This window comes from Arsukibacterium indicum (genome assembly GCF_019100565.1).
Classification (GTDB): Bacteria; Pseudomonadota; Gammaproteobacteria; order Enterobacterales; family Alteromonadaceae; genus Alishewanella; species Alishewanella indicum.
The window spans coordinates 61,402-86,034 of record NZ_JAHRID010000011.1; the positions used below are offsets into that span (position 1 = coordinate 61,402).

At 48.0% G+C, this 24,633-nt stretch carries 23 protein-coding genes and 1 riboswitch; of the genes, 16 read left to right on the forward strand and 7 right to left on the reverse strand.

All coding sequences use genetic code 11. The annotated features are described in order from the left end of the window. Nucleotides 1–6: 6 nt before the first annotated feature. The 5 genes from KQY15_RS18305 (at nucleotide 7) to KQY15_RS18325 (ending at nucleotide 5,595) form a co-directional block, all read left to right on the forward strand. Nucleotides 7–357: a YdbL family probable chaperone protein gene (locus KQY15_RS18305; RefSeq protein WP_217671371.1), complete on the forward strand. Its 351-nt coding sequence runs from the start codon at nucleotides 7–9 to the stop codon at nucleotides 355–357. Between the two features lie 136 nt (nucleotides 358–493). Further along, a complete protein-coding gene (locus KQY15_RS18310; protein WP_217671372.1) occupies nucleotides 494–2,179 on the forward strand; it encodes a carbon starvation CstA family protein in 1,686 nt (561 codons plus the stop codon). Continuing rightward, entirely contained in the window at nucleotides 2,176–2,448 is a 273-nt protein-coding gene (locus KQY15_RS18315; RefSeq protein ID WP_217671373.1) for a cory-CC-star protein, read from the forward strand. Before KQY15_RS18310 ends, KQY15_RS18315 begins: the two co-directional genes overlap by 4 nt. After that, nucleotides 2,439–3,443, forward strand: coding sequence for an ArsA family ATPase (locus KQY15_RS18320; RefSeq protein WP_217671374.1), 1,005 nt, complete (start codon nucleotides 2,439–2,441; stop codon nucleotides 3,441–3,443). The genes KQY15_RS18315 and KQY15_RS18320 overlap by 10 nt, the downstream gene beginning before the upstream one ends. A 334-nt stretch (nucleotides 3,444–3,777) precedes the next feature. Continuing rightward, entirely contained in the window at nucleotides 3,778–5,595 is a 1,818-nt protein-coding gene (locus KQY15_RS18325) for a PDZ domain-containing protein (RefSeq protein WP_217671375.1), read from the forward strand. 29 nt (nucleotides 5,596–5,624) lie between these two features. On the opposite strand, the gene KQY15_RS18330 is transcribed toward KQY15_RS18325, so the two are convergent. The 3 genes from KQY15_RS18330 to KQY15_RS18340 all read right to left on the reverse strand — a co-directional run bounded on the left by KQY15_RS18330 (nucleotide 5,625) and on the right by KQY15_RS18340 (nucleotide 8,600). Continuing rightward, on the reverse strand, nucleotides 5,625–5,822 hold the full coding sequence (locus KQY15_RS18330) for a hypothetical protein (RefSeq protein WP_217671376.1): 198 nt from the start codon (nucleotides 5,820–5,822) through the stop codon (nucleotides 5,625–5,627). 65 nt (nucleotides 5,823–5,887) lie between these two features. Continuing rightward, nucleotides 5,888–7,177 carry a hypothetical protein gene (locus KQY15_RS18335; RefSeq protein WP_217671377.1) on the reverse strand — a complete coding sequence of 430 codons (1,290 nt, stop codon included), beginning with the start codon at nucleotides 7,175–7,177 and terminating at the stop codon, nucleotides 5,888–5,890. A 76-nt stretch (nucleotides 7,178–7,253) separates the two neighbouring features. Then, nucleotides 7,254–8,600: a PKD domain-containing protein gene (locus KQY15_RS18340; protein ID WP_217671378.1), complete on the reverse strand. Its 1,347-nt coding sequence runs from the start codon at nucleotides 8,598–8,600 to the stop codon at nucleotides 7,254–7,256. Between the two features lie 243 nt (nucleotides 8,601–8,843). Here KQY15_RS18340 and KQY15_RS18345 point away from each other — a divergent pair, with 243 nt between their 5' ends. From KQY15_RS18345 to KQY15_RS18380, 8 genes are all read left to right on the forward strand, one after another. After that, the gene (locus tag KQY15_RS18345) at nucleotides 8,844–10,889 is read left to right on the forward strand and encodes a tetratricopeptide repeat protein (RefSeq protein WP_217671379.1); all 2,046 of its coding nucleotides are present in this window, start codon (nucleotides 8,844–8,846) and stop codon (nucleotides 10,887–10,889) included. An 88-nt stretch (nucleotides 10,890–10,977) separates the two neighbouring features. Further along, the gene (locus KQY15_RS18350; RefSeq protein WP_217671380.1) at nucleotides 10,978–11,319 is read left to right on the forward strand and encodes a hypothetical protein; all 342 of its coding nucleotides are present in this window, start codon (nucleotides 10,978–10,980) and stop codon (nucleotides 11,317–11,319) included. Between the two features lie 281 nt (nucleotides 11,320–11,600). Continuing rightward, complete coding sequence (locus KQY15_RS18355; protein ID WP_217671381.1) at nucleotides 11,601–12,872, forward strand: efflux RND transporter periplasmic adaptor subunit; 1,272 nt, start codon at nucleotides 11,601–11,603, stop codon at nucleotides 12,870–12,872. A 40-nt stretch (nucleotides 12,873–12,912) separates the two neighbouring features. After that, complete coding sequence (locus KQY15_RS18360) at nucleotides 12,913–13,614, forward strand: ABC transporter ATP-binding protein (RefSeq protein ID WP_217671382.1); 702 nt, start codon at nucleotides 12,913–12,915, stop codon at nucleotides 13,612–13,614. Nucleotide 13,615: 1 nt separating this feature from the next. Beyond that, nucleotides 13,616–14,923: an ABC transporter permease gene (locus tag KQY15_RS18365; RefSeq protein WP_217671383.1), complete on the forward strand. Its 1,308-nt coding sequence runs from the start codon at nucleotides 13,616–13,618 to the stop codon at nucleotides 14,921–14,923. 12 nt (nucleotides 14,924–14,935) lie between these two features. Then, nucleotides 14,936–16,120 (forward strand): FtsX-like permease family protein, encoded by a 1,185-nt coding sequence (locus KQY15_RS18370; RefSeq protein ID WP_217671384.1) that lies wholly within the window; start codon nucleotides 14,936–14,938, stop codon nucleotides 16,118–16,120. A 3-nt stretch (nucleotides 16,121–16,123) separates the two neighbouring features. Next, a complete protein-coding gene (locus KQY15_RS18375; protein ID WP_217671385.1) occupies nucleotides 16,124–17,449 on the forward strand; it encodes a sigma-54-dependent transcriptional regulator in 1,326 nt (441 codons plus the stop codon). After that, a complete protein-coding gene (locus KQY15_RS18380) occupies nucleotides 17,430–18,824 on the forward strand; it encodes a sensor histidine kinase (RefSeq protein WP_254795840.1) in 1,395 nt (464 codons plus the stop codon). The genes KQY15_RS18375 and KQY15_RS18380 overlap by 20 nt, the downstream gene beginning before the upstream one ends. Here the strand turns inward: KQY15_RS18380 and KQY15_RS18385 are convergent. Then, entirely contained in the window at nucleotides 18,799–19,122 is a 324-nt protein-coding gene (locus KQY15_RS18385; RefSeq protein WP_217671386.1) for a DUF1840 family protein, read from the reverse strand. The genes KQY15_RS18380 and KQY15_RS18385 overlap by 26 nt on opposite strands. Before the next feature lie 61 nt (nucleotides 19,123–19,183). On the opposite strand from KQY15_RS18385, the gene glpK reads away from it, so the two are divergent. From glpK to KQY15_RS18400, 3 genes are all read left to right on the forward strand, one after another. Next, nucleotides 19,184–20,686 carry a glycerol kinase GlpK gene (glpK, locus tag KQY15_RS18390; protein WP_217671387.1) on the forward strand — a complete coding sequence of 501 codons (1,503 nt, stop codon included), beginning with the start codon at nucleotides 19,184–19,186 and terminating at the stop codon, nucleotides 20,684–20,686. Between the two features lie 39 nt (nucleotides 20,687–20,725). Continuing rightward, on the forward strand, nucleotides 20,726–21,361 hold the full coding sequence (gene pcp / locus KQY15_RS18395; protein WP_217671388.1) for a pyroglutamyl-peptidase I: 636 nt from the start codon (nucleotides 20,726–20,728) through the stop codon (nucleotides 21,359–21,361). A gap of 88 nt (nucleotides 21,362–21,449) precedes the next feature. Beyond that, nucleotides 21,450–21,535: riboswitch (cyclic di-GMP riboswitch) on the forward strand. Between the two features lie 113 nt (nucleotides 21,536–21,648). Beyond that, entirely contained in the window at nucleotides 21,649–22,020 is a 372-nt protein-coding gene (locus KQY15_RS18400; RefSeq protein WP_217671389.1) for a DUF3718 domain-containing protein, read from the forward strand. A gap of 83 nt (nucleotides 22,021–22,103) precedes the next feature. Here the strand turns inward: KQY15_RS18400 and KQY15_RS18405 are convergent, their stop codons facing one another. From KQY15_RS18405 to KQY15_RS18415, 3 genes are read right to left on the reverse strand one after another with little or no spacing between them, the layout of a single operon-like run. Next, nucleotides 22,104–23,654, reverse strand: a complete 1,551-nt coding sequence (locus KQY15_RS18405; protein ID WP_217671390.1) for a cation:proton antiporter domain-containing protein — start codon at nucleotides 23,652–23,654, stop codon at nucleotides 22,104–22,106. Between the two features lie 56 nt (nucleotides 23,655–23,710). Further along, entirely contained in the window at nucleotides 23,711–24,265 is a 555-nt protein-coding gene (locus tag KQY15_RS18410) for an MgtC/SapB family protein (protein WP_217671391.1), read from the reverse strand. A 22-nt stretch (nucleotides 24,266–24,287) separates the two neighbouring features. Then, nucleotides 24,288–24,536, reverse strand: coding sequence for a DUF1289 domain-containing protein (locus KQY15_RS18415; RefSeq protein WP_217671392.1), 249 nt, complete (start codon nucleotides 24,534–24,536; stop codon nucleotides 24,288–24,290). Nucleotides 24,537–24,633: the final 97 nt, after the last annotated feature.

Genomic DNA, 24,633 nt, shown 5'->3' on the forward strand with positions numbered 1-24,633 from the left:
GTACTGATGAAACTGACAAAATTCCGCCTTCTGCTGGCCAGCCTGCTACTGGCACTAAGCTTACCGGCCATGGCAATGAATCTGCAGCAGGCGATGGCAGCACTGGCGCAGACAAAAGCACAGGGCCTGGTTGGCGAGCAACCCAACGGTTATCTGGGGGTAGTACAAAGTACCGAGCATAGTGAAGCGGTGGTAAAACTGATTAACGATGCCAGACGTGCTGAATACACCAGAATGGCCAGGCAAAATGATATTGCCGTTGCGGATGTTGAAGCGATTGCCGGCCAGAAAGCAATAGAAAAAACAGCCAGCGGTCATTTTATTCTGCTCGATGGCAATTGGATTAAAAAACGCTAACATCCTGTCTCACTACTGCCAGTTCAGCTACTGCGCTGGCAGTTAGACTTTAGTCGCATGCCTATTCAATACCCGCTGATGTACTATGCTTATTACCAGCTGAGTTAATGCTGTTTTTTTAGGCAGAGGGTGTTGAATGAACGCGATATTTTTAATGTTGATGGGCTTAGGCGCTATGGCACTGGGCTTTTTTGTCTATTCAAAGTTTATCTGCGAAAAAATCTTTAAAGTTGATCCGCATTTTCGCACGCCAGCGCATGACATGCAGGACGGCATTGACTACGTGCCAACCAACAAATATATCCTGTGGGGCCATCACTTTACCTCGGTTGCCGGTGCTGCGCCGATAATAGGCCCCGCCATCGCGGTGATCTGGGGCTGGGTACCCGCTTTTTTATGGGTCGTATTTGGCACCATCTTTTTTGCCGGGGTGCATGATGCCGGCGCTATCTGGGCCAGTGCCCGCAATAAAGCAAAATCAATAGGATCATTAACCGGAGATATCGTCGGCAACCGTGCCCGCAGTATCTTTATGATTGTGATATTCCTGGTGTTGCTGATGGTTAACGCCGTATTTGCAGTGGTAATTGCCGGTCAGCTGATTAATTTCCCCAGTGCCACTATTCCGGTCTGGGGGGCCATCGTAGTGGCGCTGATTATCGGTCAACTTATTTATCGCAAACTTATCGGCCTGCTAATGGTTACTTTTATCGGCGTAGTCGCACTGTACGCGATGATTTATGCAGGGCCCATGCTGCCGCTTGCCCTGCCCGAAACTCTGGGGCCACTTAGTGATAACCAAAGCTGGATTATCTTACTATTCGGCTACGCAGCTATCGCCTCCCTGTTACCGGTTTGGATGCTGCTGCAACCGCGCGATTATATCAATGGCATTCAGTTGTTTATCGGCTTAATTTTGCTATATGGCGCGGTATTGATTTCTGGTCCGGAACTGGTTGCACCGGCTTTTAACACTAACCTGCCAGAGAACACCCCCTCGATGATCCCGCTGCTGTTCGTAACCATTGCCTGCGGTGCTATTTCCGGCTTCCACGGTCTCGTTTCCAGTGGTACCACCTCAAAACAACTGGATAAAGAACCCGATGTGCGGTTTGTTGGTTATTTTGGCGCCGTAGGCGAAGGCTCATTAGCCTTAGCGGCCATTATCGCCGCCACCGCCGGCTTTGCGTCTCTGGCCGACTGGCAGGCTATCTATCACAGCTTTGGCCAGGGTGGCGTATCGGCCTTTATAAACGGCGGCGCCAATATTCTGCAGCAAGGCGTTGGCCTGGATACGGTACTGGCACAAACCCTGTTAACGGTCATGGTAGTATTGTTTGCCGGCACCACCATGGATACCGGCCTGCGACTGCAACGCTATATTTTTCAGGAATGGGGCCATATTTATAATATAACCTGGATGCAAAAAGCTGCTCCGGCCACGTTGCTAGCGGTTGGTACCTGCCTGCTCCTGGCCTTTGGCGCTGGCGGCGATGGCTCGGGTGGTATGTTAATCTGGCCGTTATTTGGTACCACCAATCAGTTACTGGCAGGCTTAACTTTACTGGTCATCACCGTGATGTTGGTTAAAAAACGCCGGCCAATGTGGTACACCCTGGCACCGTTAATTTTCCTGTTAGTGATGACGACGCTGGCGCTACTTACCCAGTTAAAAAGCTTTTACGATAAAGGCGATTGGTTCCTGTTTACCCTGGACTTAGTGGTACTGGCAGCGGCCATTCTGGTATCCCTGGAGTGTTCAGCTACGCTAACCAAACAAATTAAGGCGAATAAAAACACGCCGGTTACTGATAAACCATGAAGCTGGAGAAGCTCAAGGCCTGGCTACGCCAGGCCAGTTTTTATGCCGAAGAGGCTTACAATGCTCCCTATCGCAGTGCGATAGCGCGGGCTAAAAGGGAGCAGGACGATTTGTTTATGCTGCTGATTTTCTCAGAAATGATGGGGGTGCCCAACCCTGCAAGTTATTACACCCTGGAGTTGCAACCACTATTGATGGAGCGTTTTCACGACTGGCACACCCGGATGGGCATGGAGCACTCACCGCTGGACAACATTAAATGCTGTTAACAGACAAACGGTTGCTGCTAGTCGGTGGTAAAGGCGGTGTGGGTAAAACCACAACCAGTTCGGCACTGGCTTTGCTGGCGACAGAACGTGGCAAAAAAGTCCTGTTGGTTTCCACCGATCCGGCGCACAGCCTGAGCGATGCTTTTAACCGCCCTATTGGTGACAGTATAACCCGGTTGGCACCAAATCTGGATGGTCTGGAACTTGATCCGGACCGGGAGGTTGAGCAGCACCTGGCTAAAGTCACCGCCCAGCTAAAACGCTTTACCCGGCCAGAAATGTACAGCGAAATTGAACGGCAAATGCGCTTAACCCGCCAATCGCCAGGCGCGCAGGAAGCAGCTATGCTCGAGCGAATTGCCAATGTGATTGAACTGGGTCTGAAAGACTACGATTTAGTGATTTTTGATACCGCCCCCACCGGCCATACCTTACGCTTACTTAGCTTGCCAGAGGCCATGGCTGCCTGGACTCAGGGTTTGCTCAATGCCAATAAGCGTTCAGATAAACTGGGCGATGTGCTCGGTCATTTAACCCCCAAAGCCGGCCGCGATGTCGATAACCCGTTGGCGGATCCAAACGAACACGCCACGGCCGGCATGGATGAGCGCAATAAAGCCATTACTGAAACCCTGCTAAGCCGGCAGCGTTTATTACAGCGCACCCGGCAGATCCTCACCGATAAACAGCAAAGCGCCCTGCTGTTCGTATTGACGCCGGAAAAACTGCCTATTCTGGAAACCGGCCGCGCGGTACAAAGCTTGCTGCAGGAAAAACTGCCATTGGCCGGCTTAGTCGTTAACCGTATTTTACCTGAAAGCGCCGATGGCGAATTTCTGGCAGCTCGCCGAGCTCAAGAGAAAGTGCATTTGGCCCAGATAGCACAGGATTTTTCGACCCTGCCCCGGTACAAAGTGCCACTGCAAGCCACGGACATTCAGGGCCTTGCTGCGCTGCAACATATGGCAAGCTTGCTGGAGCAAGCCGGTTTATAGGGAAAGTCCTAAAGTATTTGCAAGGACAGTTAAACAGCACCATAATTTTAATTTAGTGTGTAACAGCATATTTCTGTTCAATTCAAAGTATAAATACCTGAGCTAAATAATGCCTCCATTCAATTATCACGTTCAGCAAATCCTCGCTTCAGGTAACGACAGTTAATGCCAGTTAGTTACACTTAAGCAAAAACCACTTTAATTATTCGCCTCCAGGCTGCTAAAGCTGCTACAAGTACTTCTTATCTAGAAATGCCCAAGGCCTGAAAACTTTGTGGCGATCAAACAAACGACAAATTCACAATAGAACACTAACGTATGGAGGAGGTTGAACTTGCCTGACGTTAAAACAACTTTTATAGATATGTTCAGAATTATCTTTATGCTGTATCTGACGCTTAATGTCAGTTCTGTTTATGCTAAAGACACGCTTGGTATCGCTTTAGGACAAGGTTACAGCGCTCCTTATATATCAGCGATAGATCCCTTTGGTTTAGCGGCAACATCTGGTCTTATGCTGAACGACCAAATTATTGAGATTGGTCATGTATCAATTTCATTTAAATCTCAGGCAAAAGCTTTTCTAAACTTAAAATCGCCAGGCAAGCCTTATATAATAGTAATAAAACGAAATGGTACGTTGCATGCTATTACTATCGACCCGCATAGAGCCCCAAAAATATGGTCAAGGCTCCAAAGTACTGATCCCTTTGCTGCATGCTACTTTTCTCCGTCAGTTCAATGCATAAAGTCATTTGTTGAAAAACCAATGCATAAAGACCCACAAACCCGGTTTAGAAATTATTACTCGGTTATTAATGATCTGGTTAAGTTAGAGCAAATGGCGGACGCACAAGCACTGCTGAGTGAAATGCAGATACTTTTCTATCAGTTGCCTCAGGATGCAAATATGAACATAGCCGCATTAATCGAGGCTATGGCGCTTTTCGGGCAGCAACCTACCGAGAAAATGGCAGTTTTTGTGTATCAGAATATGTCTAAAACTTTTTTGTTTTCGCTATTTTCTCAAGCTGAATTGTTTGCAAAATATGGCAACTTAAAAGCAGCTGGTGTTTTCCTTGATCCGCTTATCTCGCTGGCAAAAAATGATCCAGATCACCTAAAAGATGATGCCGCTGCTTTTGGACGTGCTTTAGCAGCCACCAACAATCACCAGATAATTGAGTTTCATGTACAAAACAAACATCATAAATCGGAATGGAAGAATAAATTATTACAAGAGGCGTTGCTCTATCATCTTAAAAATGAGCAGCAAGAATCTGCAGATAAAGTATGGAAAATAATCTTTGGAACACCACGCTCATGGACCGATGAAGATTATCTGAGCTATGTACGGTTATTTAGAAAAATGCACAATCTTGACGCAGCACAGCATATGATCAACAAAATGCAAACACATTATCAGAGCTTATCCGAAGGAGACAAAAGCATTTTCCAGTCACTCGCAGCAGGCAGGCTGATACGAGCCTACGGCGCGAATGGTAATATTCATCAGGCTAAACTTTTGATTAATCAATACTTTGCAACAAACCCATTAAATCACATGATGGCGCTTGTAGTTGAGGTTGCAAATAGCAAAAATAGCAGAGGTATAGCTTTACAACATTTCAAAGATCTATCGGTACTACTTGAAGATACCCACAAACGCTTAAAAACTGCCTCCAACAGTCAACGACGTCAACTTAAAGCAAGCGAGTTAGAAGCATTCTATCAGGTGCAGGCGGCCTACCTTAACACCAACCTTACTCTGCAAGAGGTTTCTGGATACAAACTAAGTAAATTTGCCCACGAAAAAATTATCGATAGCTTGTTAGAGGTCAGAAAGCACGAGCAAGCCCTGATCTGGACAGATTACGTTAATTCGGAATTAGGTAAGTCGTATAAGTACGGTACTATTTTTGCTTCCTTTGGCTCATCTTCCACGTCAAAACAAATTGAAAATCTTAAAAGGCACCCAAAATTTCCTGAATATAACCAACGCTTTTACCGGCATCATTTAAAACGACTATATTGGAATGGCTATTTGGACGATGCACAAAAGCTATTTAACAAATTATCAGAGAATGAAAAACGTAATGCGGTACTGAGTCAAATACCTTATGTTGTTAACTGCAACAAATGTAACTTATGAATTGACATCCCAGTCAGCCTGCGATTTTTTCAGCTACCGCGTTTTCCCCGCCAACGATCTTTGACAGCCGAAGGCTGTATATCATCACGCTCTGTTGGCAATTTGCCTTTTTTAGTACCTCTGGAACGAGCCCTGATATCAATATCCACTTCCTGACGTTCAGCATCAAGGCCATGATCGGCTTTCCGTTCCGACTGAGTTTTGGGGTGTCGAAAAGCTGAGTTCATAATATATCTCTTCTTTGCTTTTGCCTGGAAAAGTATTTGTTGTTGTGCAAGACTATAGTTTCAGTCTAATCCCAACCAGCTTGGAGCCGCCATTTCTCCAACTCCTTGCGGTTACTTTCATACAGTCTGAACAGGTTGCCTTCAAACTGCTTTACAATTTCGCTATCACAGGGGTTTTGCTGCATAAACTGATATGTGGCACGACTTATATCAGCAACCGTAATCCTATCCTTTTCCTGTGCAAGTAAGTTCAAAAACGTTTCACTTACGTTCCTTCCCGTGCGAGTGGAGTCGAAATCAGCCACCCGCTTAAGGGTGTCATAATGCTCTGGCTTCACCCACCATTGCTGGGTTTCAGTGCCCCAGGCCTTATGCGAGGCGGGAAAGCCATATTCGTAAGTCGTTGTTTTTACCCATTCTCGCGACAATTTCAATCCCTTTGCATTTTCGGGCAAACAACTAGCATAACGTGTATCGAAATTCAGCAAGTAGGCGGTCATTACGGGCGCGATCAGGCTAATATTGTTGTACCATTCGCGGGCAGCGCGATCCTCTGCATCGGTGGCAAACCCTTTGCCAGCTGCAATTCGCTCCAGGTCACGATGTGCGCGAGTCTCCTTTGAAGCCGCCCCCTGAACTATTACTCGCCGGTAGTTTGCGTCCATCTGGTAAAGAGTACCGGTATCATGATTCACGACGGCGGCAAGGTAGGATTCTGCCGTGCCGCTTGTTTCGGCCTGGACGATAACGTGTGTTGTATCGCCAGAACCAAAAACGCCCGTTGATGGGCGCAATATTCCGCCAACTCTGGAGACATTGGCTGTCTGCACAAATTTATCTGTTGGGCCATCTGTCCGCTTAAAGACTGCTTCCATCTGTTGATTTACATAGTAGCGTTCCGCATCCCTCATCTCACCGGGTTTACGGGGTAATCTTGCCCGAATCGAAAAATTCGTTTGTGGTGTGCTTCTTAATATATTGTTATCAATAGTTGACCAAACACCAACCCAATGAATATGAAGCGAATTGCCCGAAGGAAAGTCTGGGGCACAATTTATACCGTGACGTTTTCGGTCAAGACGGCTGGCGCTACTCTCTGCTATAACCGAAGTGTTGCCGTTATTGTATACCTCACCATTTATCGCTCCAAGGCAATCATGTGTGGCTTCATAAATGTAGCCTTGATATTTTTTGGGATTTCTTGGGTCAGGCCATAATGTCATCTCGATCGTGAAACCAGCTACTTCAGTAATCCAAGCACCTGCTAACTTGTCAGAAGTAACCTGATTTGCCAAGCTGTTTGCTGCATATAAAAGTGCAAGCAGTATTATTGATATCAAGTTTTTTTTCATCATTTCAATACTCTCAATACTTGTAGACTTAGCCAAAGCACAGATCGTGTCAGGCAAGCACTCACTACCGAATTGATAATTACTGTACAATATGGCAGGAACGAGGAAACCCCCACCCTATTCCAGGAACTAATAATGGCTGTTCCTCTTCGAAAGCTAATAACGGATCTATTAGGTTATTTAGCCATAAAATTGGCTGGGAGCACGAAGCTTGCTCATATTCGAACCGAACCACCGCTTCTATATTGCCATTTGCACCTAAATCAACCAATTGCCGCACTATTCGAGCTTGTTCATCATATTCGTAAATAAAGTCATAGCGGGTAAAAGTCCGACCGGGCAAGGGGATTATTTCATGCTCCTCTCTAACCAGTAGCTGGTCTTCGAACACATAAGTTGTACTTCCCAGCGCGCTGCCATCACTAGCTGTATCCACTACTTTTTCAATTTTATTATTCAACCAGAAGAATTGGGTAACAGTGCCACTTAAATCCGTTTTTGTTTCCAGTTTACCATCTGGCATGTACTCAAATTCTACACGGTTTTGCAGACTACCATCGGTTGTATTTCGCTGTTCCCAGGCAAAGAGCCGACCGTCTGAATACGTAAAAGTGGTTGCTAATGTCAGATCTATCACAGGAGTAAAATTATTATCTGTAAATCTTAAGTCAGAATGATTTAAGGTAAAATCTCCATCGAAGCCAACGGTAATAGCGGTTGTGGTATCGTTCGAGGAAATGATCACATACTCAGTTACCCGATGTTGATCGTCAACAGTAAAAGTTTCCTGATGCCCTACAGACTCGTCACCCGTTATAAAAGAGCCGAGTGAAAATGATTCGAAATTAGTATCAGTTGTACCATCATCAGTATACGTATAAGTTCCGGTCTGATACCTGTTTTGCACGTCATACTGTAAATTTAGCTGCCCCTCAAACACCCCGTTATTATCAAAATCGTAATATATATTGATTAAACGGCTTTGCTCTCCAAAATCAATATCTTCTGCTGGTTCAACGGTAACCTGAACTCGATCCGTTGCTGTTAAGCCTTCTGAATCTGTTGCTGTTAGTTCAAAAACCAATGTTTGTAACTCAGTAACGTCCGGTGCCGTAAAGCTACTGCTCGTAGCATTTGAATTAACTAATTCAACTTCCGGCCCGGAGATTTGCTGCCACTCAACAACAACAGACCCTTCTGCATCGGTCGCTGTTCCATTTAAAAATACAACCTCACCGGAATAAACCTGCATATCACTACCAGCATCAACAACGGGTACAGTATTTACTGGAGGGGGAGTAGGCATTTCTGGCTCGTCACTATCCCCACAAGCAAACAAACTTAGAATAAAACAGCTTATTATTAGAAGTTTATCGAACCGGCGTACTGTACAAGTATTTGATTGTTGTAATGGTAGTTGATACATAGCAACTATCTCCGTGAAGAAATTATTAATAAAAGCGAGGAATGAACACTACTTTAATTAATATCCTGAAATAGCTACTTATCCAGCATAATGACATTCAATGATTTCTAACTGGCGCTATATACATTTAAGTGCCGTTAACTGACGATGCTTTTAACTTAAAATTTTTTTTACTGTTGAAACGTGCAATTCATAACCAGCTTGGGTACCATAAAATCATCAATGCAATACAGATGGCTGAACATGGATGACAGAAAGCGAAAGCGTGGCATAAAGGCATCCAGAAACAAACTAGAAGCAGCGATGTTAGCGAGGGGCTTTGAAACACAAGCTGCCTTAGCTCAGCAAATAGCATTAAATGAAGGTATCGATAAAGCGCCGCGTGATCTGGTTAACAAAGTTTTTCGTGAGCAAGCGGTGTCTCCCCATAATCTGGCAAGAATTGCACTGGCGTTGCAAGTCGAAGTTCATACCATTTACATGTCACAAGATGACAAACCGCTTGCACAGATTCACTCTAAACAAAATATTCAACCCAATAAAGCCTCATTCGTTTTTAGCAAAAAAAGTACCTATTTACTACCGTCTTCAACCAGTAACAACCTAAAAGCCTCCCGGTACAGCATAGGTATTCTTGGCGTACTGTTATGTATCAGCATAGTTGCAATGGGGTTCAACTGGCTGCAGCAAGAAACCCACAAAGCACAAAACCCTCGAGCTAAGCTTGTATCCTCAATAGGCAAAGCTCTCGTTGTCATCCAGGCACCGGACGACTTACAGCAATTTGGCACTGAACTCGTAACGGAAATTTCTGCTATGCCGTCGATAAATGCCACGATGCTAACTTCACAGGAAGCGTATTCCATCCCCCCCGCTGAAGCTTTGTTAAAGTGGCAGGCACACGGTGTATTACGCCTGGAATATCAAAAAAGACAATTTTACATAATGGTTACAGCAACTTTCACTACAGCAAATTACAAAAATGTTATCTTGCAAAAAATTATGCACAACAGTGAATTAACACACGATATAGCTGTTATTAGCGCCGATATCCGTTCACAAATTCAGCAATTTGTTGATGGTAATATGCCTAATCCGGTTATCACATCGTCAGCTGAATCACTGCAGCTATTATTGCTTGGCAAAGAGCAATTGTTTACCAGCCGGTCAGAAAAGGACTTTAGCAAAGCGTCAAAATTATTTAACCAGGCCGCTCATGAAGACCCTGAATTTAGTGCGGTGTATGCAGAACTTTGTCGTACTTATGTACGCATTAGCTGGATACATCAAGAAACACCGTCGCTTGAGCGTGCTGCAGATTACTGCCGGCATGCGTCCGATTTACCCCACTCCGTTGCCACTGTTACAGCAAATGCTGAATTGTTAGCACGAACAGGTCGATTAGAGCAGGCTTTAGCGTTAATAACAGCAAATATTCCGCTTGATACCGCCAACGCAGATACCCTTGCACTACTTGCCGCATTGCAACTGGAGCAATTTGAAAGGGATCGCCGCGATACTGATAAGCAACTTATTGAGGCCAACGCCAGAAAAGCAATATTACGGACACCGAGGCACTGGCAGGCGCTTAATACTCTGGGTAATTTATATTTTATGACGGGTAACGTGCAGCAAGCTAAAGTTCATTTTGCTAAAGCGTCAGAAATTGTTAAACATGACGTGATCCTCGCAAATCTGGGAACTTTGCAAATGTGCCACGATGAACTAGAGGACGCTGAAAAAACTTACCGGCAATTAATTACTAGTTTCGAAAACAACTACCTTGGTCACGAAAGTCTTGGCAAGGTGTATCATTTTCAGCGTCGGTTTGAGCTATCTCTGCAGCAACAACTTTTCGCTATCGACAAACAGCCTGAAGTCGCCATTCATCATGTCTGGGCTGATCTGGCAGGAACGTACCTAAAACTGGAGCAAGACTCTGATGCGAAAAAATATTATCTGCATGCACTAACGTTGCTTGAACGAGATGAGTTATTGGAAAATATATCGTCGAGTGATCAAGTACATAAATTATACTACCAAACAAAACTGCTCACTCTAACCAATAACGATAATTTAAAAGACAAGTTAAACGATAAAAGTGAGCAGGCCGGTTTGTTACAAGCTCGCACTCAATCTCTGAGCATCAGAGCAAAGAGTCATCTGGCATGGATTCTGGATATCACTGGAAATCCAGATACCAGCAAACAATTGTGGCAAGAAATTTCTACCTTGTGCCCGGTATATTTGCGTTCTGCAGCATTAGCTACAGAGCAAAACAATCCCTAAAAGACCGCAAGCCGCAGGATATTATGCAGCTGATTTTCAAAGAAAGATCCGTTACCCTATTATTTTTTAGCATTGGCATAGTACACAAATGACTCCTCGATATTCTCTGCTAATAGTTTGTATTACTGTTTGCACCATAAACCTGATCGCAATTGCAGCGGCGGCAGAACAACCTGACACCAACAACGGCGATTTTAAAACTGCGGTACTGGACGGTTACTTAAAGCGCTGTGTCGAAGTACTGCATAGCAAAGGCTATAGCAGCGAAGACATTAAAGCAGAATGCAGCTGTGAGCTTGATTATATCGAGCAGAACTTTGCTATATTTGAACAAATGCTGGGTAACAGCGCAGCTGACAACCAGCAGCGGATAAATGATTTTAAAAAACAATTACTGCAATGCAAAGTGAAACCGCATGCCACCCAATAGGATGGCAGAAGTCGCCGTATAACGCGCTGTTGCAGTTATCACAATATCGCTGCGCCGATGTATCCATTTTGGACTCACCTATATTTTCCCGACCTGAATGATTCTACGTTAAGCAGTTGTTTTAGCAACAGTTGTCCGCATAATTATCGCGGACACTTTTCCTGTCCGCGGACACTTAAACAGACCACTCACAATTAATCATTTCCTTAAATATCATAAACTTAAAAGTTGGCACCAAAGCTGCTTTGTCCTTGCAGCAAGTACGACTACAAGGGCTGATTATGATCCAGGGTACCGAACAACAAGACATTATAATGCAACGACCGGTCAGCAGCAGGCTGCGCCGCGTGCTGCCCGCTGTCATCATTGCAACTATTGTCATCCTGCTGATCCTTGCCTTGTTCCAGAGCATGGCAAATAACGGTGCCAGCATGGTGGTCTCGCGTAACCAACTGCAGTTTGCCACGGTGCAACGCGGCGATTTAGTCCGGGATATTGCAGTACAGGGCCGGATCGTTGCTGCCAATGCCCCTACCTTGTACAGCCAGGAAACGGGTCAGGTGCAGCTGTTTAAACAGCCCGGTGAAGCCGTAAACCACGGGGACATCGTGGCCACTATCACCAGCCCTGCCCTGCAAAGTGACTTGCAGCAACAACAAGCCGTGCTCTCAGGCATGACCTCTGAAGCGGAACGGGCCGTGCTAAGCGCTCGTGAGCAACAACTCGACATTGAGCAGGTGATGAATAATGCCCAGGTAAACTTATTGGCGGCCCGACGCGAGTTACAGCGCGCAACCCAATCCATTGAAATGGGTGTGATCCGACAGTTAGACTTTGATATCGCCAAAGACAACCTGACCAAAGCTGAACTGGAGTTTGACCACGCTAAACGCAAGGTCGAATTGGCCCGGGACAAACTGGCTTTTGAGCAAAGCTCACGGGCCCAGGATATTCATCGCCAGCAACTGGTGGTTAATGAACTGGAGCGCAAAGTTGCCGCCCTGAATATCACCGCGCCGGTAACCGGACAATTAGGTAACTGGCTGGTTGAGCAACAAAGCCATGTATTGCCGGGGCAGGCACTGTTAACCGTTATCGATTTAAGCCAGTACGAAGCCGAACTTGCGGTACCGGAGAGTTACGCCCGCGATTTATTACCAAACCAGCAAGTAGAGATTGTTATTGCTAACGAGCAATTAAACGGCGTGATCAGCTATATCGCTCCGGAAGTTCGCAATAACCAGGTCAGTGCCCGGGTTCGCTTTGACCAGGCAGACAGCATGGCACTGCGCCAGAGCCAGCGCCTGACGGCCCGGGTGATCCTGGAACATAAAACCAATGTGCTGAAAATTGCCCGCGGAGATTTTATCAGCTCTGGTGGCGGTCGACAGGCTTATCAGGTGCTCGATAACCAAGCAGTTCGCAAAAATGTCGAACTAGGTGCCCTGTCAGTACAGTGGGTTGAAATTTTAACCGGGGCAACCGAAGGCGAGCAGTGGGTAATATCTAACCTTAACGAATTCAAAGATCTACAGCGGGTTAATCTGAATTAACTAACCGCGCTAACAATAATAAACAGCAAAAGGACAACTAATGATAACGCTAACCAATTTAAGCAAAATATTCCGCACTGAACTGATTGAAACCCATGCCTTGCGTGATGTGAACCTGCAGGTCAATGAAGGCGAATTTGCGGCACTGACCGGCCCGTCCGGCTCGGGTAAATCCACCCTGTTAAATATTCTGGGCACCCTGGAAAATTTTGATGAGGGTGACTACCTGCTGGATGGCAAGTCGGTTAAAGGCTTATCTGATGCGGCCCTTTCCAGACTACGCAATGAAAAAATCGGGTTTATATTTCAAAGCTTTAACCTGATTAAGGACTTCAGCATTTTTGACAATATCGAGCTGCCATTGCGTTACCGGGGGCTGAAGGCTTCTGATCGTAAGCAACGGATTGAACAGGCCCTGGAATTAGTCGGCTTACATGCCCGTCGCGACTACCTGCCCGGCCAGCTATCAGGTGGTCAGCAGCAGCGGGTCGCCATAGCCCGGGCTATTGCCGGTGAGCCGCGTATTCTGCTGGCCGATGAGCCAACTGGTAACCTCGATTCACTGATGGCTCGCCAGGTTATGGAGCTATTAGAGCAAATTAATCAGCGTGGCTGCACCATTCTGATGGTAACGCATGACCCGGAACAGGCACGGCGTGCTGGACGGCATATTCAGATTGTTGATGGTCAGTTACATGACAGTACCCTTTATCAACCTTTGGCAGCAGTACAAGGAGCATGACATGGATAATCTGCTGCATGCATTTGCGCTGGCGCTACGCAATATTAAACGCGCACCACTACCTTACTTACTGACAGTATTAATTTTAAGCCTGGGCCTGGGCATGTTTTTCTCTAATGCCACCCTGTACTACTGGCTGAATCATGATCCATTACCGCAAAAAAGTCACAGTCTGTTTTATCCACAGATAAACAGCGTGCTGCAACCCTGTGACAGCTGCACCGAGCCAATGCGGGTGTTAAGTTATCAGGATGTGCAAAAACTCAGTAGCAGCGGCATTCCTTCGGCACAAGCGGCGATGTTCCAGTCAGCCGGCTATGCCCGCCTGCCAGGCAACAGCGACGTTAGCCCAACCCCGGTTCGGCTGCGGGTTACCCAGCGCGACTTTTTTACTCTGTTCGATGTTCCCTTTTTGCATGGTGAACGCTGGGCCGATGATACGGCCAGACGCGAGTTAATTCTGAGCAAAGCCAGCGCCGAACGTTTTTTTGGCCGCAGCAATGTGGTGGGTGAAACGCTGCGCCTGGGCAACGAATTATTTACAATTAGCGGTGTCTTACAAGACTGGGAAATGCTGCCAAGGTTATACGATGTTGCCAACGGTCTGAACAGTGCCCGGTCAGCTGATATTTATCTGCCGTGGGAGACAGCTTTTGATTTGGGGATCAAGTCTAATACCACCACCATGTCACGGGACGAGCGTGATTACAGTGACAACTTTGCCGTAAATGGCCGGGAAGGACAATTTTATCAGGCCCAGTTCTGGGTGCAGCTGGACTCACCACAACAGGTAACGGCTTATCAGCAATTTATGCAACAGCTGGTACACAGCGAGAAAGAAGCCGGCCGTCACCCCCGGCCTGAAGCTAACCGTTTAACCAACATTCTGGATATTACTGAACACTTTAACGCCCGCAACCGGCAGTTGGATGCGTTCGCCCTGGTATCCCTGCTGTTCTTGCTGGTTTGCCTGTTTAACGCCAGTCATTTGTCGCTAAACCGCTACCTCGCCAGTCAGTACGAGTTCGGGTTACGCCGGGCACTTGGCTGCAGCCGCAGCCAGCTGCAGCAGCTTATTCTGGCTGATGTTGCGGTCAGTGCAGCTCTGGCACTGTTTCTGTCACTGGCGGTTGCTGCAGCTGCAATGAGCTTAATTGCCAGCCTGCTGCCGGCCACCCGCAATCTGACCAGCTGGAACCCGCTTATGGTGCTGACAATGGCGGGTACAGCCTTAATTGCCTGCTACCTGGTCACCTTATATCCGGCTCTGCGCGCCTCTTTTGGCAGCCTGAACCGCCAATTAAAATAACGGACAACGATCATGAGCTTAACCTTATTGTTTAAATCCTTGCTGCAACGTAAAGTCATTACTGCTCTGCTGCTGGTACAACTGACCCTGACCCTGGCGCTGCTGAGCAACAGCGTGTTGTTAAGCAGCCAGGCTTATCAGCTAAGTAATCAGCCTACCGGCCTGCAACTGGATACCACGCTGGCAATTGAACTTAAACCCACCGACGAAAACCTGATTGTTCATCCGGCTCTGGGTGACCTTATTCAGCGGCAGCTGGCGGCGCTAAGACAAATCGGCGGTGTCAGGCATGCAGCATTTAGCAATCAGACACCGTTATTATTTGGCGGAATGAATGGCAATGTTTATGTTGAAGGCAAACAAGACACCACAAATATAGAAATGGTGCCCTATAACTTTGCCGAAGCAGAGTTGTTCGATACGTTGCAAATGACCCTGCTGCATGGCCGCTGGTTATCTGCGGAAGATAAAAATACCGATAATGTGGTAATAACTGACAAACTGGCAAAACAACTGTTCAGCGACAGTCATCTGGCCATTGGCCAGCAAACCAATGGCGGTAACATTGTCGGTGTTGTCGCCGATATGATGTATCAGCGTTTTGCCAGTGATCAGTATTTCGGGCTGTTTTTTAACCGCGACTTAAACCGGGCCGACTATGGTTATCGTTTGCTACTGCAGGTAGAACCTCAGGCGGTGGCTGCAGTGCGTCAGCAAATTTACGACAGCTTGCGCCAGGTTGAACCTGAAATTGATATCCAGCAGGTGGTAAGTTTGCGCCAGTTGCATCGCGATTACTTTGAGCAGGAACGTGGTCTGGCTATTTTGCTGTCGGTATTAAGCGGCCTGATGCTGGTAGTCGCTATGATTTCAGCCTACAGCCATGCGTTATTTCACGGAGTGCAACAACAAAATGAAATTGGGGTTAAGCGCGCGCTGGGTGCCAGCAAACAGCGGATCCTGGTAGAAGTACTCAGCGAAAGCTGGCTGACCACCGGCATTGGCGCAGCACTGGGCTTACTGGCCAGCTATCTGTTGCAACAGCAACTGGCCACTGTGATTTCGTTACCCGCGCTGCCGCTCTGGCTGCCACTTTGCGGTGCACTGACGCTTCTGCTTTGTGTCACCATTGCAACATGGTATCCTGCGGCGATTGCTACCCGGGTCTCTCCGGCCACTGCCACTAAAGCGTTATAGGCCATGCTTAAAATATTGGTAATTGACGATAACCAGCCAATTTGTCAGGCTCTGCAAACCCTGTTCTCGCTGCAGGGCTATCAGGTTTGCTGCGCCACATCACCGGCTTTAGCCTGGCAGGAACTGGCCGGCAACAATATAGATTTAGTGCTACAGGATATGAACTTCAGCGCCGGCCAGATGGATGGCGACCAGGGCAAAGCTCTGTTTTATCAGTTACGGCAGCAATACCCCGACCTGCCAATCGTGTTAATGACTGCCTGGACTCAGCTTGATATGGTGGTTGAACTGGTAAAAGCCGGCGCTACCGACTATATCGCTAAACCCTGGGATGATCAGCGCCTGCTGTTAACGGTTAGCAATGCCCTGAAGTTAAAGCAGCTTGCTGTGCAGCAGCAGCGGCTTGAGCGCGAGCGCGAGGCCGCTTTTGCCGGTAAGAATTTATGCAATATGGTATTTGCCAGCAGTAAAATGCAGCAATTATTGCAAATGACTCTGCAACTGGCACCATCCTTGGCGGCAGTGCTTATTACCGGGCCAAATGGTGCCGGTAAAGAAGGCATTGCCAATGTCCTGCATGCCAACTCACCACGCAAAAATAAGCCATTTATCAAAGTAAATATGGGCGCGCTACCCGCTGATTTAATGGAAGCTGAACTGTTTGGTGCCGAAGCCGGCGCTTACAGTGGTGCCAGTAAAACCCGGATTGGCCGGTTCGAAGCAGCAGACGGCGGCAGTATTTTCCTCGATGAAATTGGTAACTTGTCACTGGCCGGCCAGGCCAAGCTGCTACGGGTACTGCAAACCGGTGAATTTGAGCGCTTAGGCTCCAGTACAACCCGCCACACCGATGTCAGAGTCATCAGCGCTACCAACAGCGATTTAACAGCGGCAATTAACCGGGGCGAGTTTCGCCAGGATTTATACTACCGGGTAAATGTAGTGCAACTGCAATTGCCGGCCCTGAACGAGCGGCCGGACGATATTCCGGTACTGGCCCGCTATTTTCTGGCAGGTAAAAAAATGTTAAGCAGCGCCGCCGAGCAAAAACTGCTGGCGTATCAGTGGCCGGGGAACGTGCGGGAGTTACAAAATGTCTGTCAGCGATCACTACTATTAAGTAACAGTACAGAAATTCAGGCAGGCGAGCTTGGTTTGCCTGAGCTTTCTGTACCCGCTAAACGTTCGCTGGACGATATCGACCGGCCGCAATTAGAGCAAGCGCTGCTGCAGGCTGGCGGTGTGGTATCACGGGCGGCCAAACAACTTGGGATCAGCCGTCAGGCCTTATATCGCCGTATGGAATTTTATGGCATTGCAACCCCATGAAATAGTGCCTGAACCAGGGCGCTATCGCGCCAGGCTGCAGTTATCCAGTCGCAGTCGCCTGACGTTGTGTTGTATGTTGTTAACGGCACTGGGCCTGGCCGGACTGGCGCACTTTAAGCAGCTGAGTTTGTGGTATATCCTGGCAATTATGGCGGCAGCAGTTGGCCTGTGGCTGATGTTCAACTGGGTTCTTGCGCCACTGCGCCGGGAAATACTGGCGCTTAATCTGCACGCTCAGAATTTACAGGATGGCAGCTTTAATACCAGCGCTAATCAGTTGCAGGTTGATGAACTTGCACCACTGGCCACCAGTTTAACCCGAATGTCGGCACAATTGCGGGCAGAGCGTGCCAGCCTTTATCAGCGGGAATTGTTACTTGATACGATACTGCAAAGCAGCCCGACTGCTTTTATTCTGACCAGCCATGCAGATACAGTAATAATGGCCAATCCTGCCGCCTGTCAGCTGCTGAATAACGGCCGGAAATTTAACGGCAGTAAGTTATTCAGCCTGAACAACCTGAGCACACCGTTACAGCAGGCACTGGCTGCTAAACAGCAGGGTTTGATCCGGCTGGATAACAGTAATCAGTCGGTCTGGCATTTATCGGTAAGCCAGTTTCAGCTGAATCAGCAGCAACACTGGTTATATTTGTTAAAGCCGCTTACCCGGGAAATTCAGCGGGAAGAGCTTAACGCCTGGAAGAAACTGCTGCGGGTTATTGGCCACGAGCTCAATAATACCCTGGCGCCATTATCGTCGCTGGCGTTTTCAGGTAAACAAATTGCCGACCAACAACAGCAATCTCAGTTATCTCAGCTGTTTGACACCGTTAGCGAACGTTGTCTGCATTTAAACCAGTTTGTACAGGCCTATATTAATTTTGCAAAGCTACCCCTGCCACATCTTAGCAACGTTAACTGGCCACGGTTAATTAATCAGTTACAAGACCAGTTTGAGTTTGAATTGCTAGGCGATTTACCCAAAAGAACCTGGCTGGCCGACTCGCAGCAGCTGGCCCAGCTGATGTTAAATGTTTTAAAGAATGCCCACGAGAGTGGCTCAGCCGCTTCTGATATCAGCTTGCGTTGTGTTGAACTGGCCAACGAGTTGCAGCTGCAAATTACCGATGGCGGCGGTGGTATAGCTGAAGCGCTGCTAAACCAGGTGCTGGTACCATTTTACAGCAGTAAACCCAGTGGCTCCGGCATCGGCCTGACCTTATGCCGCGATATCGCCGAAGCCCATGGTGGCAGTATCAGCTTACGCAACACCATCTCAACGGCAAGCGGTGCAGCCGTCAGCGGTCTGGAAGTGACCATCCGCCTACCCGCCGCAAACCAGACCACTACTCCCACATCAGGCCAACATTAGCATCCTGAGCCTGCTGCAACAGTTTTAACAATGGTTCAGCTCTGGTCTGCAGGCTGACCGCTGCCGGTTTGTCATCATCCTCATTTGCCGTTTCGTTTGCCGGCGGCTCGTCCCGGGCTGCCTCTTCATCTGCCTGCTTTTGTAATTCCTGCTGCAAACGGGCCCGGGCATCAGCTACGTCACCGGCAAACATCGCGCTTGGCAGTTTGCTGTCCCGTCCCATCATTTTCAGCAGCTGCAGCCCTACATTAGTATGGTAATCGACACTTCTGCCCGCTTTACTTTTAAAGGTGATCATAGTAACTCCTTGTTATTTACTGCTACTCTGACAGCAAGCATAACCTACTATTCGTTAATTTATGGTAAAAGAAATAAAGTCTGACTACATTCTGGCAATTGATCAGGGCACCACGTCCAGCCGGGCCGTTGTTTTCAACCGGCAGATGCAAGCGGTGGCTATTGCCCGTCAGGAGCTGTCATTAACCTATCCGGCTGCCGGCTGGGTTGAGCAGGACCCGGAGCAAATCTGGCAAAGCGTATTAGCCTGTATCACTGCGGCCATTGCTAAGGCCGGCCTGACGCCAGCCAACATTGCCGCAATTGCCATCAGCAATCAGCGCGAAACCACCATTCTTTGGGATAAAGAAAGCGGCGAGCCCATCGCCAATGCGATTGTCTGGCAAGACCGGCGTACCGCGGCATTCTGCCGGCAACTGCAACAACAGGGGGCGGAAGCAACCATCAGCCAGAAAACCGGCTTACGGGCCGACCCGTACTTTTCTGCCAGTAAAATCGGCTGGCTGCTGGATAATATTCCTGATGCCCGCGCCAGAGCCAACGCCGGTAAGCTTTGCTTTGGTACGGTAGACAGTTTTATTTTATCCCGGCTTACCGGTGGTAAGGTGCATGCTACCGATGCCAGCAATGCCAGTCGCACCGCACTATACAACCTCAGTAGTCAGCGCTGGGATCCGGAGTTATTGCAATTGTTTAGTATTCCGGCCAGTGTGCTGCCTGACATAAAAGACAGTGCCGGGCTTTTCGGGCACACATCAGTAGCGATATTGGGTGCGGCTATCCCTGTATTGGCGATATTGGGCGACCAACAGGCGGCATTAATGGGTCAGGCCTGTATCAGCACCGGTATGTTAAAAAGTACCTATGGCACCGGCTGTTTTGCTGTGGTGAATACCGGCAACACCATTATTTGCAGTAATAATCAGTTGCTATCTACCCTGGCCTGGCAACTAAACGGCAAAGCCACTTATGCACTGGAGGGCAGCATTTTTATGGCTGGCGCCACAGTGCAGTGGCTGCGCGATAAACTGGGGATTATTAACCAGGCCAGTGATACAGAGGCGCTGGCTGCTCAAAGCAGTTATCAGCAGTCTGAATTACTGATCCCGGCTTTTACCGGCATGGGCGCGCCCTACTGGCAACCGGAGGCAAAAGCCGCAATGCTGGGGATGACCCGGGATACCGGCAAGGCACAGTTCGCTGCGGCGGCGCTTTGCGCAGTGGCTTATCAGACCGCAGATTTACTCAGTGCCATGCATCAGGATGGCATTAACATCGCCCGGCTGCGGGTCGATGGTGGTATGACAGCAAATAACTGGTTTTTACAGGCCCTGGCCGATTTATGCCAGCAACAGGTACAGCGCTGTAATACTGCTGATGCTACGGTATTTGGTGTTGGCTTTTTAGCCGCTGTCAGTCTGGAATACTTTGATGATATTTCTGCTATCAGCCAGTTGTGGCAAGCTGATCAACAATATAAACCACAAATCGATGCTGCTGCACAGACGCAGTTATACCAGCGCTGGCAAACAGCAGTTGCTGCAATACTGAAGCAGCAGCTATAGTAGTAGTGACTAAATAACTATAAATCTGAGGGCAAGATAATGGCAAAGGTACTGATCACCGGCTTTGAACCCTTTGCCGGCGAAACACTGAACCCGTCATGGCAGGTAGCCAGCGCCCTTGACGGCTGGCAGCTCGATAACGAGGTAACGGTAACAGCAGTCCGCTTACCCTGCGCCTTTAAGCAAAGCCTGCTGACGCTCGAACAGGCTGTTAATCAGGTACAACCGGCGGTAGTTATTATGCTTGGTCTGGCAGCAGGCTGCAGCCAGCTGATGCTGGAAAAAATTGCCAGCAATTTTATTGATGCCACTATTGCCGATAATGCCGGTCAGCAACCCCGTAATGGCCTGACCGCCTCTCATGGCCCCGCCGCTTATTTCAGCAACCTGCCACTTAACGCTATGTTGCGGGCGCTGCATTTACAGCATATTCCGGCTCAGCTCTCACTGTCTGCCGGCAGTTATGTCTGCAACCATAGCTTTTACGGCCTGATGCATCTGATAAAAAACCAGTATGCCAGTATCAGAGGCGGTTTTATTCATCTGCCCTATCTGCCTGAACAGGTATTAACGAAACCCGGCATGCCCAGCATGGCCCTGGCAACACAAGTTGCTGCCTTGAAAATTTGCATTGAAGTTAGTCTGCAGCAGCAAGCTGACCAGTTAATTGCCTGATAGGTTTTGCCAGGTTACTGAGTTTTAAGCTGAAAAAAAAATTTAAATTTAACGCTTGCATAAATTTTAAGCATTCCTTATGATGCGCGCATTCGAAAGGCAAGTCATCTGAAAAGGTGATCACGCAAAGCTTCAGGTCTAACGGGGAAACCCTATGATAGCTGGGCTGCCGTCGCAAATTGCGATGTTTTATTCTGTTTCGTCCAGAGTTAAACGCATGACCTTTCGTGTATCGCAACCCAGGTTGCTAACAATGATCGTGAACTGACTCAATTCGGAGCTTGAATATGAAAACCAAAATTATCGCTTTAGCCGCTGTAATCGCTGCCACCTCTTTTGTAAGTACTCCTGTTGCCGCCGACGATCAATTAGCTATTTCTATTTGCTCATATGTTGCTGCAGACAGCCGTAATAACCTGCGTAAAGTATTAAGCGACAACCGGATCCGTCTGTCAGCTGTGTACAACGGCGTGGTATGTGACGGTTTACCTCTGGTACGCCATGCAATTAAACACAATGCCAATGAAACGGCCGAGTTTATGATTAAGCAGTTACCTGGTAGCGTTGTTGCTGCATCAGGTGACGCTGAGTGGGCACAAAGCAATGGCTTTGGCGCATCACCGGTAATCAATGCCATTAAAGAGCGCAGCGCCAGCTAAGCTGCTGCTTATTTAATAACTGAAGTTAGTAACAAAGGCGCCTGTGGGCGCCTTTGTTGTATTTGGCGAAGTGCTGCTTCAGCTTACGCCTTCAAACCAAAACAATGCTGTTTAACATGCTCAGCAATACCTACACCGGCCTCCGACATCGTCAGATAGGTTTGGTCGGCGCCTGCGGCAATAATGTCTCTGGCCTCATCATTATGCATACTGTGCGAGACAATAAAGCCCTGAAAACCTGACGCCCGCAGTTTTTTTGCGGCAATCACTTTAGCTTCCACATCATTCATACTGAGAATAACGGCCTCTACCTTGCCAAAATCCAGGCCCTGCCAGAACACCTGATCTTCTGCATCAGCATAAAAAATATTAATGCCCTGCTGCTGATGATCACTTACCTTAGCCGGATCGGAGTCCATAGCAATAATTTTGCGATTAGCCTGTAAATAGTTATACGCCGCCGTGCCGGTACGGCCCATTCCCATAATCAGTACATCTGCATCACCCAGCGACACCGGTTGTTCATCCGGGTGGTGAATATTGCGCTCAAATTTCAGCAGCCGGTTGCATAGCCGGTCGTACAGCGGGTGCGCCAGCCGGTTTAACGGCGCAGAAATTACAAATGAAATAGCCACGGTTAATGCCAGTGGTACCAGCCATTCCGGCAGCACTACACTGGCAACAATCAGACCAAACTCGCTGTAATTGGTCAGGCTCAGGCTGGCCAGAAAGGCACTGCGCGCCCGCAATTTAAACAGCACCAGTAGCAGGAAAAACAATATTGCTTTAATTGGCAGAAGCAGCGTCATTACCCCGGCGAATAACCAGGCATTGGCATCCGGTAAACCATCTATACCAATTTGCAAAAAGAAGCCGACCAGAAAAAACTCTTTAATACTCCACAACGATTTCGATAACTCGCCTGCCCGCGGATGTTTGGCCAGCATAGCGCCAAATACCAGGGCGCCGAGCTCTGAGCTGAGGCCAACCAGTTCAAAACCCTGACCGCCAATCACCAGCGCCAGCAGCAAACCGAACAGGATCAGTAAATCTTCATGACCACTGGCATCCAGCAATTTATATAGCATTGGCCGAAGCAGCGGCAGCGCAAATACCAGCAAAGCCCAGAGCGAAGGCACCGTGCCACTGGCCACGCTCATTACCAGAAGTGCCAGTAAATCCTGGACAATCAGAATACCAATTGCCACCCGGCCATGAAATGCCCGTAACTCGCGCTTGCTTTCCAGCACCTTTGCGGCCAGTACTGTGCTGGAAAACGCCAGGGCAATTGCCAGCATTAATGCCTGGTACCAGCTTACGTCAAAAATAAACAGTACTGCCGGCAGCGTTAACACAATCGACAAGCCAAAATGCAAGGTGCCACCGCCCAGCACTTCAGCTTTGGCCAGGCTGCGGACATTTAGTTTTAAACCGACTGTAAATAACAGTAACAACACCCCTAAATGGGCAACATGATGAATTATTGAAGAGCCTTCGGCCGGCAGGCTCATTTCAGTGGCGGTGGCGGATATAACAAAACCGGCCAGCAGGTAGCCAATTAATGGCGGTAAACCAATTAACCGCACCAGCAAGCCCAGTGAAAATGCAAAACCTATCCAGACAGCTTCAAGCATTTGTTATTCCTATGTTATTTGACTGGCTTATTATATCTGAAAAAACATCACCGTTTTTAATGTGGATCATCAATATCAGGCCGGCCCGCCGGCGACACATCATCTTTACGCCGGTTAAACAAGCTGCCATTAGCCCGCTGAACCCACTCGTTGTAGGTTCGGTGGACGCCGCGCCGCATAGCCGACGATGAGCTTTCCAGCACGCCAATACCAACCAGCACCGCCACCACCAAAACGGATAATTTAATGGCGACTAAATCCTGGCCAATCCCAATACAAACCCCAATAGCGGCCAGTACCCAGATAGTGGCGGCAGATGTGACACCCAGCACCATGCCATCGCGGCTTAGCATTACGCCGGCGCCCAGAAAACCAACACCGGTTATTACCTGGCCGATAATCCGCGAGGGGTCGGTCATTGCCGAATTAACTGACATCGATGCCGCAATAAAAACATAAGTGCCCATTACAATCAGGATAGAGGTGCGGATGCCGGCAGGTTTACCACGCAGTTGTCGCTCTAAGCCAATAATAAAGCCACATAACAGCGCCGTTAACAGCTCAGGCCAGCCAAGCGGTTCTATTGCCACTATACTCTGCCAATCCGGCATATTGTTCCCCTGAATATTGTTGTTATTTTAATCTGACGGCGGCTTTAGCGGCCTGCCACTCAGCCTGGGTAATTGGCGTGGTTGGCTGCGCAGTTGTCGCCTCATCCCGCTTTGCTTGCGCTTTTCTCTCAGCAACCTTTTGTAATATAGCGTAATTCTCAGCATCTGATCGCCTGTTCCAATCAACTATCTCGGTAATATAGCGATAACAGCCAACACACATTTTTTCACTGTTTAAGCGGCAACAGGCCACACAAGGTGATTCAGGCATAATTTTGTCGGCTCTGTGGCCCCTTTGGTCGTATTGTTTTTCGCACAGGCTTAACTTTATCGGCGCTTTGTGCCAATCTGGCCTGCATATAAAAAGC

What these genes read in the sequence shown, in the direction of transcription:
- KQY15_RS18400 (WP_217671389.1), top strand. Translation starts at nt 21,649, where the DNA reads ATGAAAACCAAAATTATCGCTTTAGCCGCTGTAATCGCTGCCACCTCT.
- KQY15_RS18340 (WP_217671378.1), bottom strand. Translation starts at nt 8,600, where the DNA reads ATGTATCAACTACCATTACAACAATCAAATACTTGTACAGTACGCCGG.
- KQY15_RS18385 (WP_217671386.1), bottom strand. Translation starts at nt 19,122, where the DNA reads ATGATCACCTTTAAAAGTAAAGCGGGCAGAAGTGTCGATTACCATACT.
- KQY15_RS18355 (WP_217671381.1), top strand. Translation starts at nt 11,601, where the DNA reads ATGATCCAGGGTACCGAACAACAAGACATTATAATGCAACGACCGGTC.
- KQY15_RS18320 (WP_217671374.1), top strand. Translation starts at nt 2,439, where the DNA reads ATGCTGTTAACAGACAAACGGTTGCTGCTAGTCGGTGGTAAAGGCGGT.
- KQY15_RS18335 (WP_217671377.1), bottom strand. Translation starts at nt 7,177, where the DNA reads ATGATGAAAAAAAACTTGATATCAATAATACTGCTTGCACTTTTATAT.
- KQY15_RS18365 (WP_217671383.1), top strand. Translation starts at nt 13,616, where the DNA reads ATGGATAATCTGCTGCATGCATTTGCGCTGGCGCTACGCAATATTAAA.
- KQY15_RS18330 (WP_217671376.1), bottom strand. Translation starts at nt 5,822, where the DNA reads ATGAACTCAGCTTTTCGACACCCCAAAACTCAGTCGGAACGGAAAGCC.
- KQY15_RS18375 (WP_217671385.1), top strand. Translation starts at nt 16,124, where the DNA reads ATGCTTAAAATATTGGTAATTGACGATAACCAGCCAATTTGTCAGGCT.
- KQY15_RS18345 (WP_217671379.1), top strand. Translation starts at nt 8,844, where the DNA reads ATGGATGACAGAAAGCGAAAGCGTGGCATAAAGGCATCCAGAAACAAA.
- KQY15_RS18410 (WP_217671391.1), bottom strand. Translation starts at nt 24,265, where the DNA reads ATGCCGGATTGGCAGAGTATAGTGGCAATAGAACCGCTTGGCTGGCCT.
- KQY15_RS18405 (WP_217671390.1), bottom strand. Translation starts at nt 23,654, where the DNA reads ATGCTTGAAGCTGTCTGGATAGGTTTTGCATTTTCACTGGGCTTGCTG.
- KQY15_RS18415 (WP_217671392.1), bottom strand. Translation starts at nt 24,536, where the DNA reads ATGCCTGAATCACCTTGTGTGGCCTGTTGCCGCTTAAACAGTGAAAAA.
- KQY15_RS18310 (WP_217671372.1), top strand. Translation starts at nt 494, where the DNA reads ATGAACGCGATATTTTTAATGTTGATGGGCTTAGGCGCTATGGCACTG.
- KQY15_RS18350 (WP_217671380.1), top strand. Translation starts at nt 10,978, where the DNA reads ATGACTCCTCGATATTCTCTGCTAATAGTTTGTATTACTGTTTGCACC.
- glpK (WP_217671387.1), top strand. Translation starts at nt 19,184, where the DNA reads ATGGTAAAAGAAATAAAGTCTGACTACATTCTGGCAATTGATCAGGGC.
- KQY15_RS18305 (WP_217671371.1), top strand. Translation starts at nt 7, where the DNA reads ATGAAACTGACAAAATTCCGCCTTCTGCTGGCCAGCCTGCTACTGGCA.
- KQY15_RS18315 (WP_217671373.1), top strand. Translation starts at nt 2,176, where the DNA reads ATGAAGCTGGAGAAGCTCAAGGCCTGGCTACGCCAGGCCAGTTTTTAT.
- KQY15_RS18380 (WP_254795840.1), top strand. Translation starts at nt 17,430, where the DNA reads ATGGCATTGCAACCCCATGAAATAGTGCCTGAACCAGGGCGCTATCGC.
- KQY15_RS18370 (WP_217671384.1), top strand. Translation starts at nt 14,936, where the DNA reads ATGAGCTTAACCTTATTGTTTAAATCCTTGCTGCAACGTAAAGTCATT.
- KQY15_RS18360 (WP_217671382.1), top strand. Translation starts at nt 12,913, where the DNA reads ATGATAACGCTAACCAATTTAAGCAAAATATTCCGCACTGAACTGATT.
- pcp (WP_217671388.1), top strand. Translation starts at nt 20,726, where the DNA reads ATGGCAAAGGTACTGATCACCGGCTTTGAACCCTTTGCCGGCGAAACA.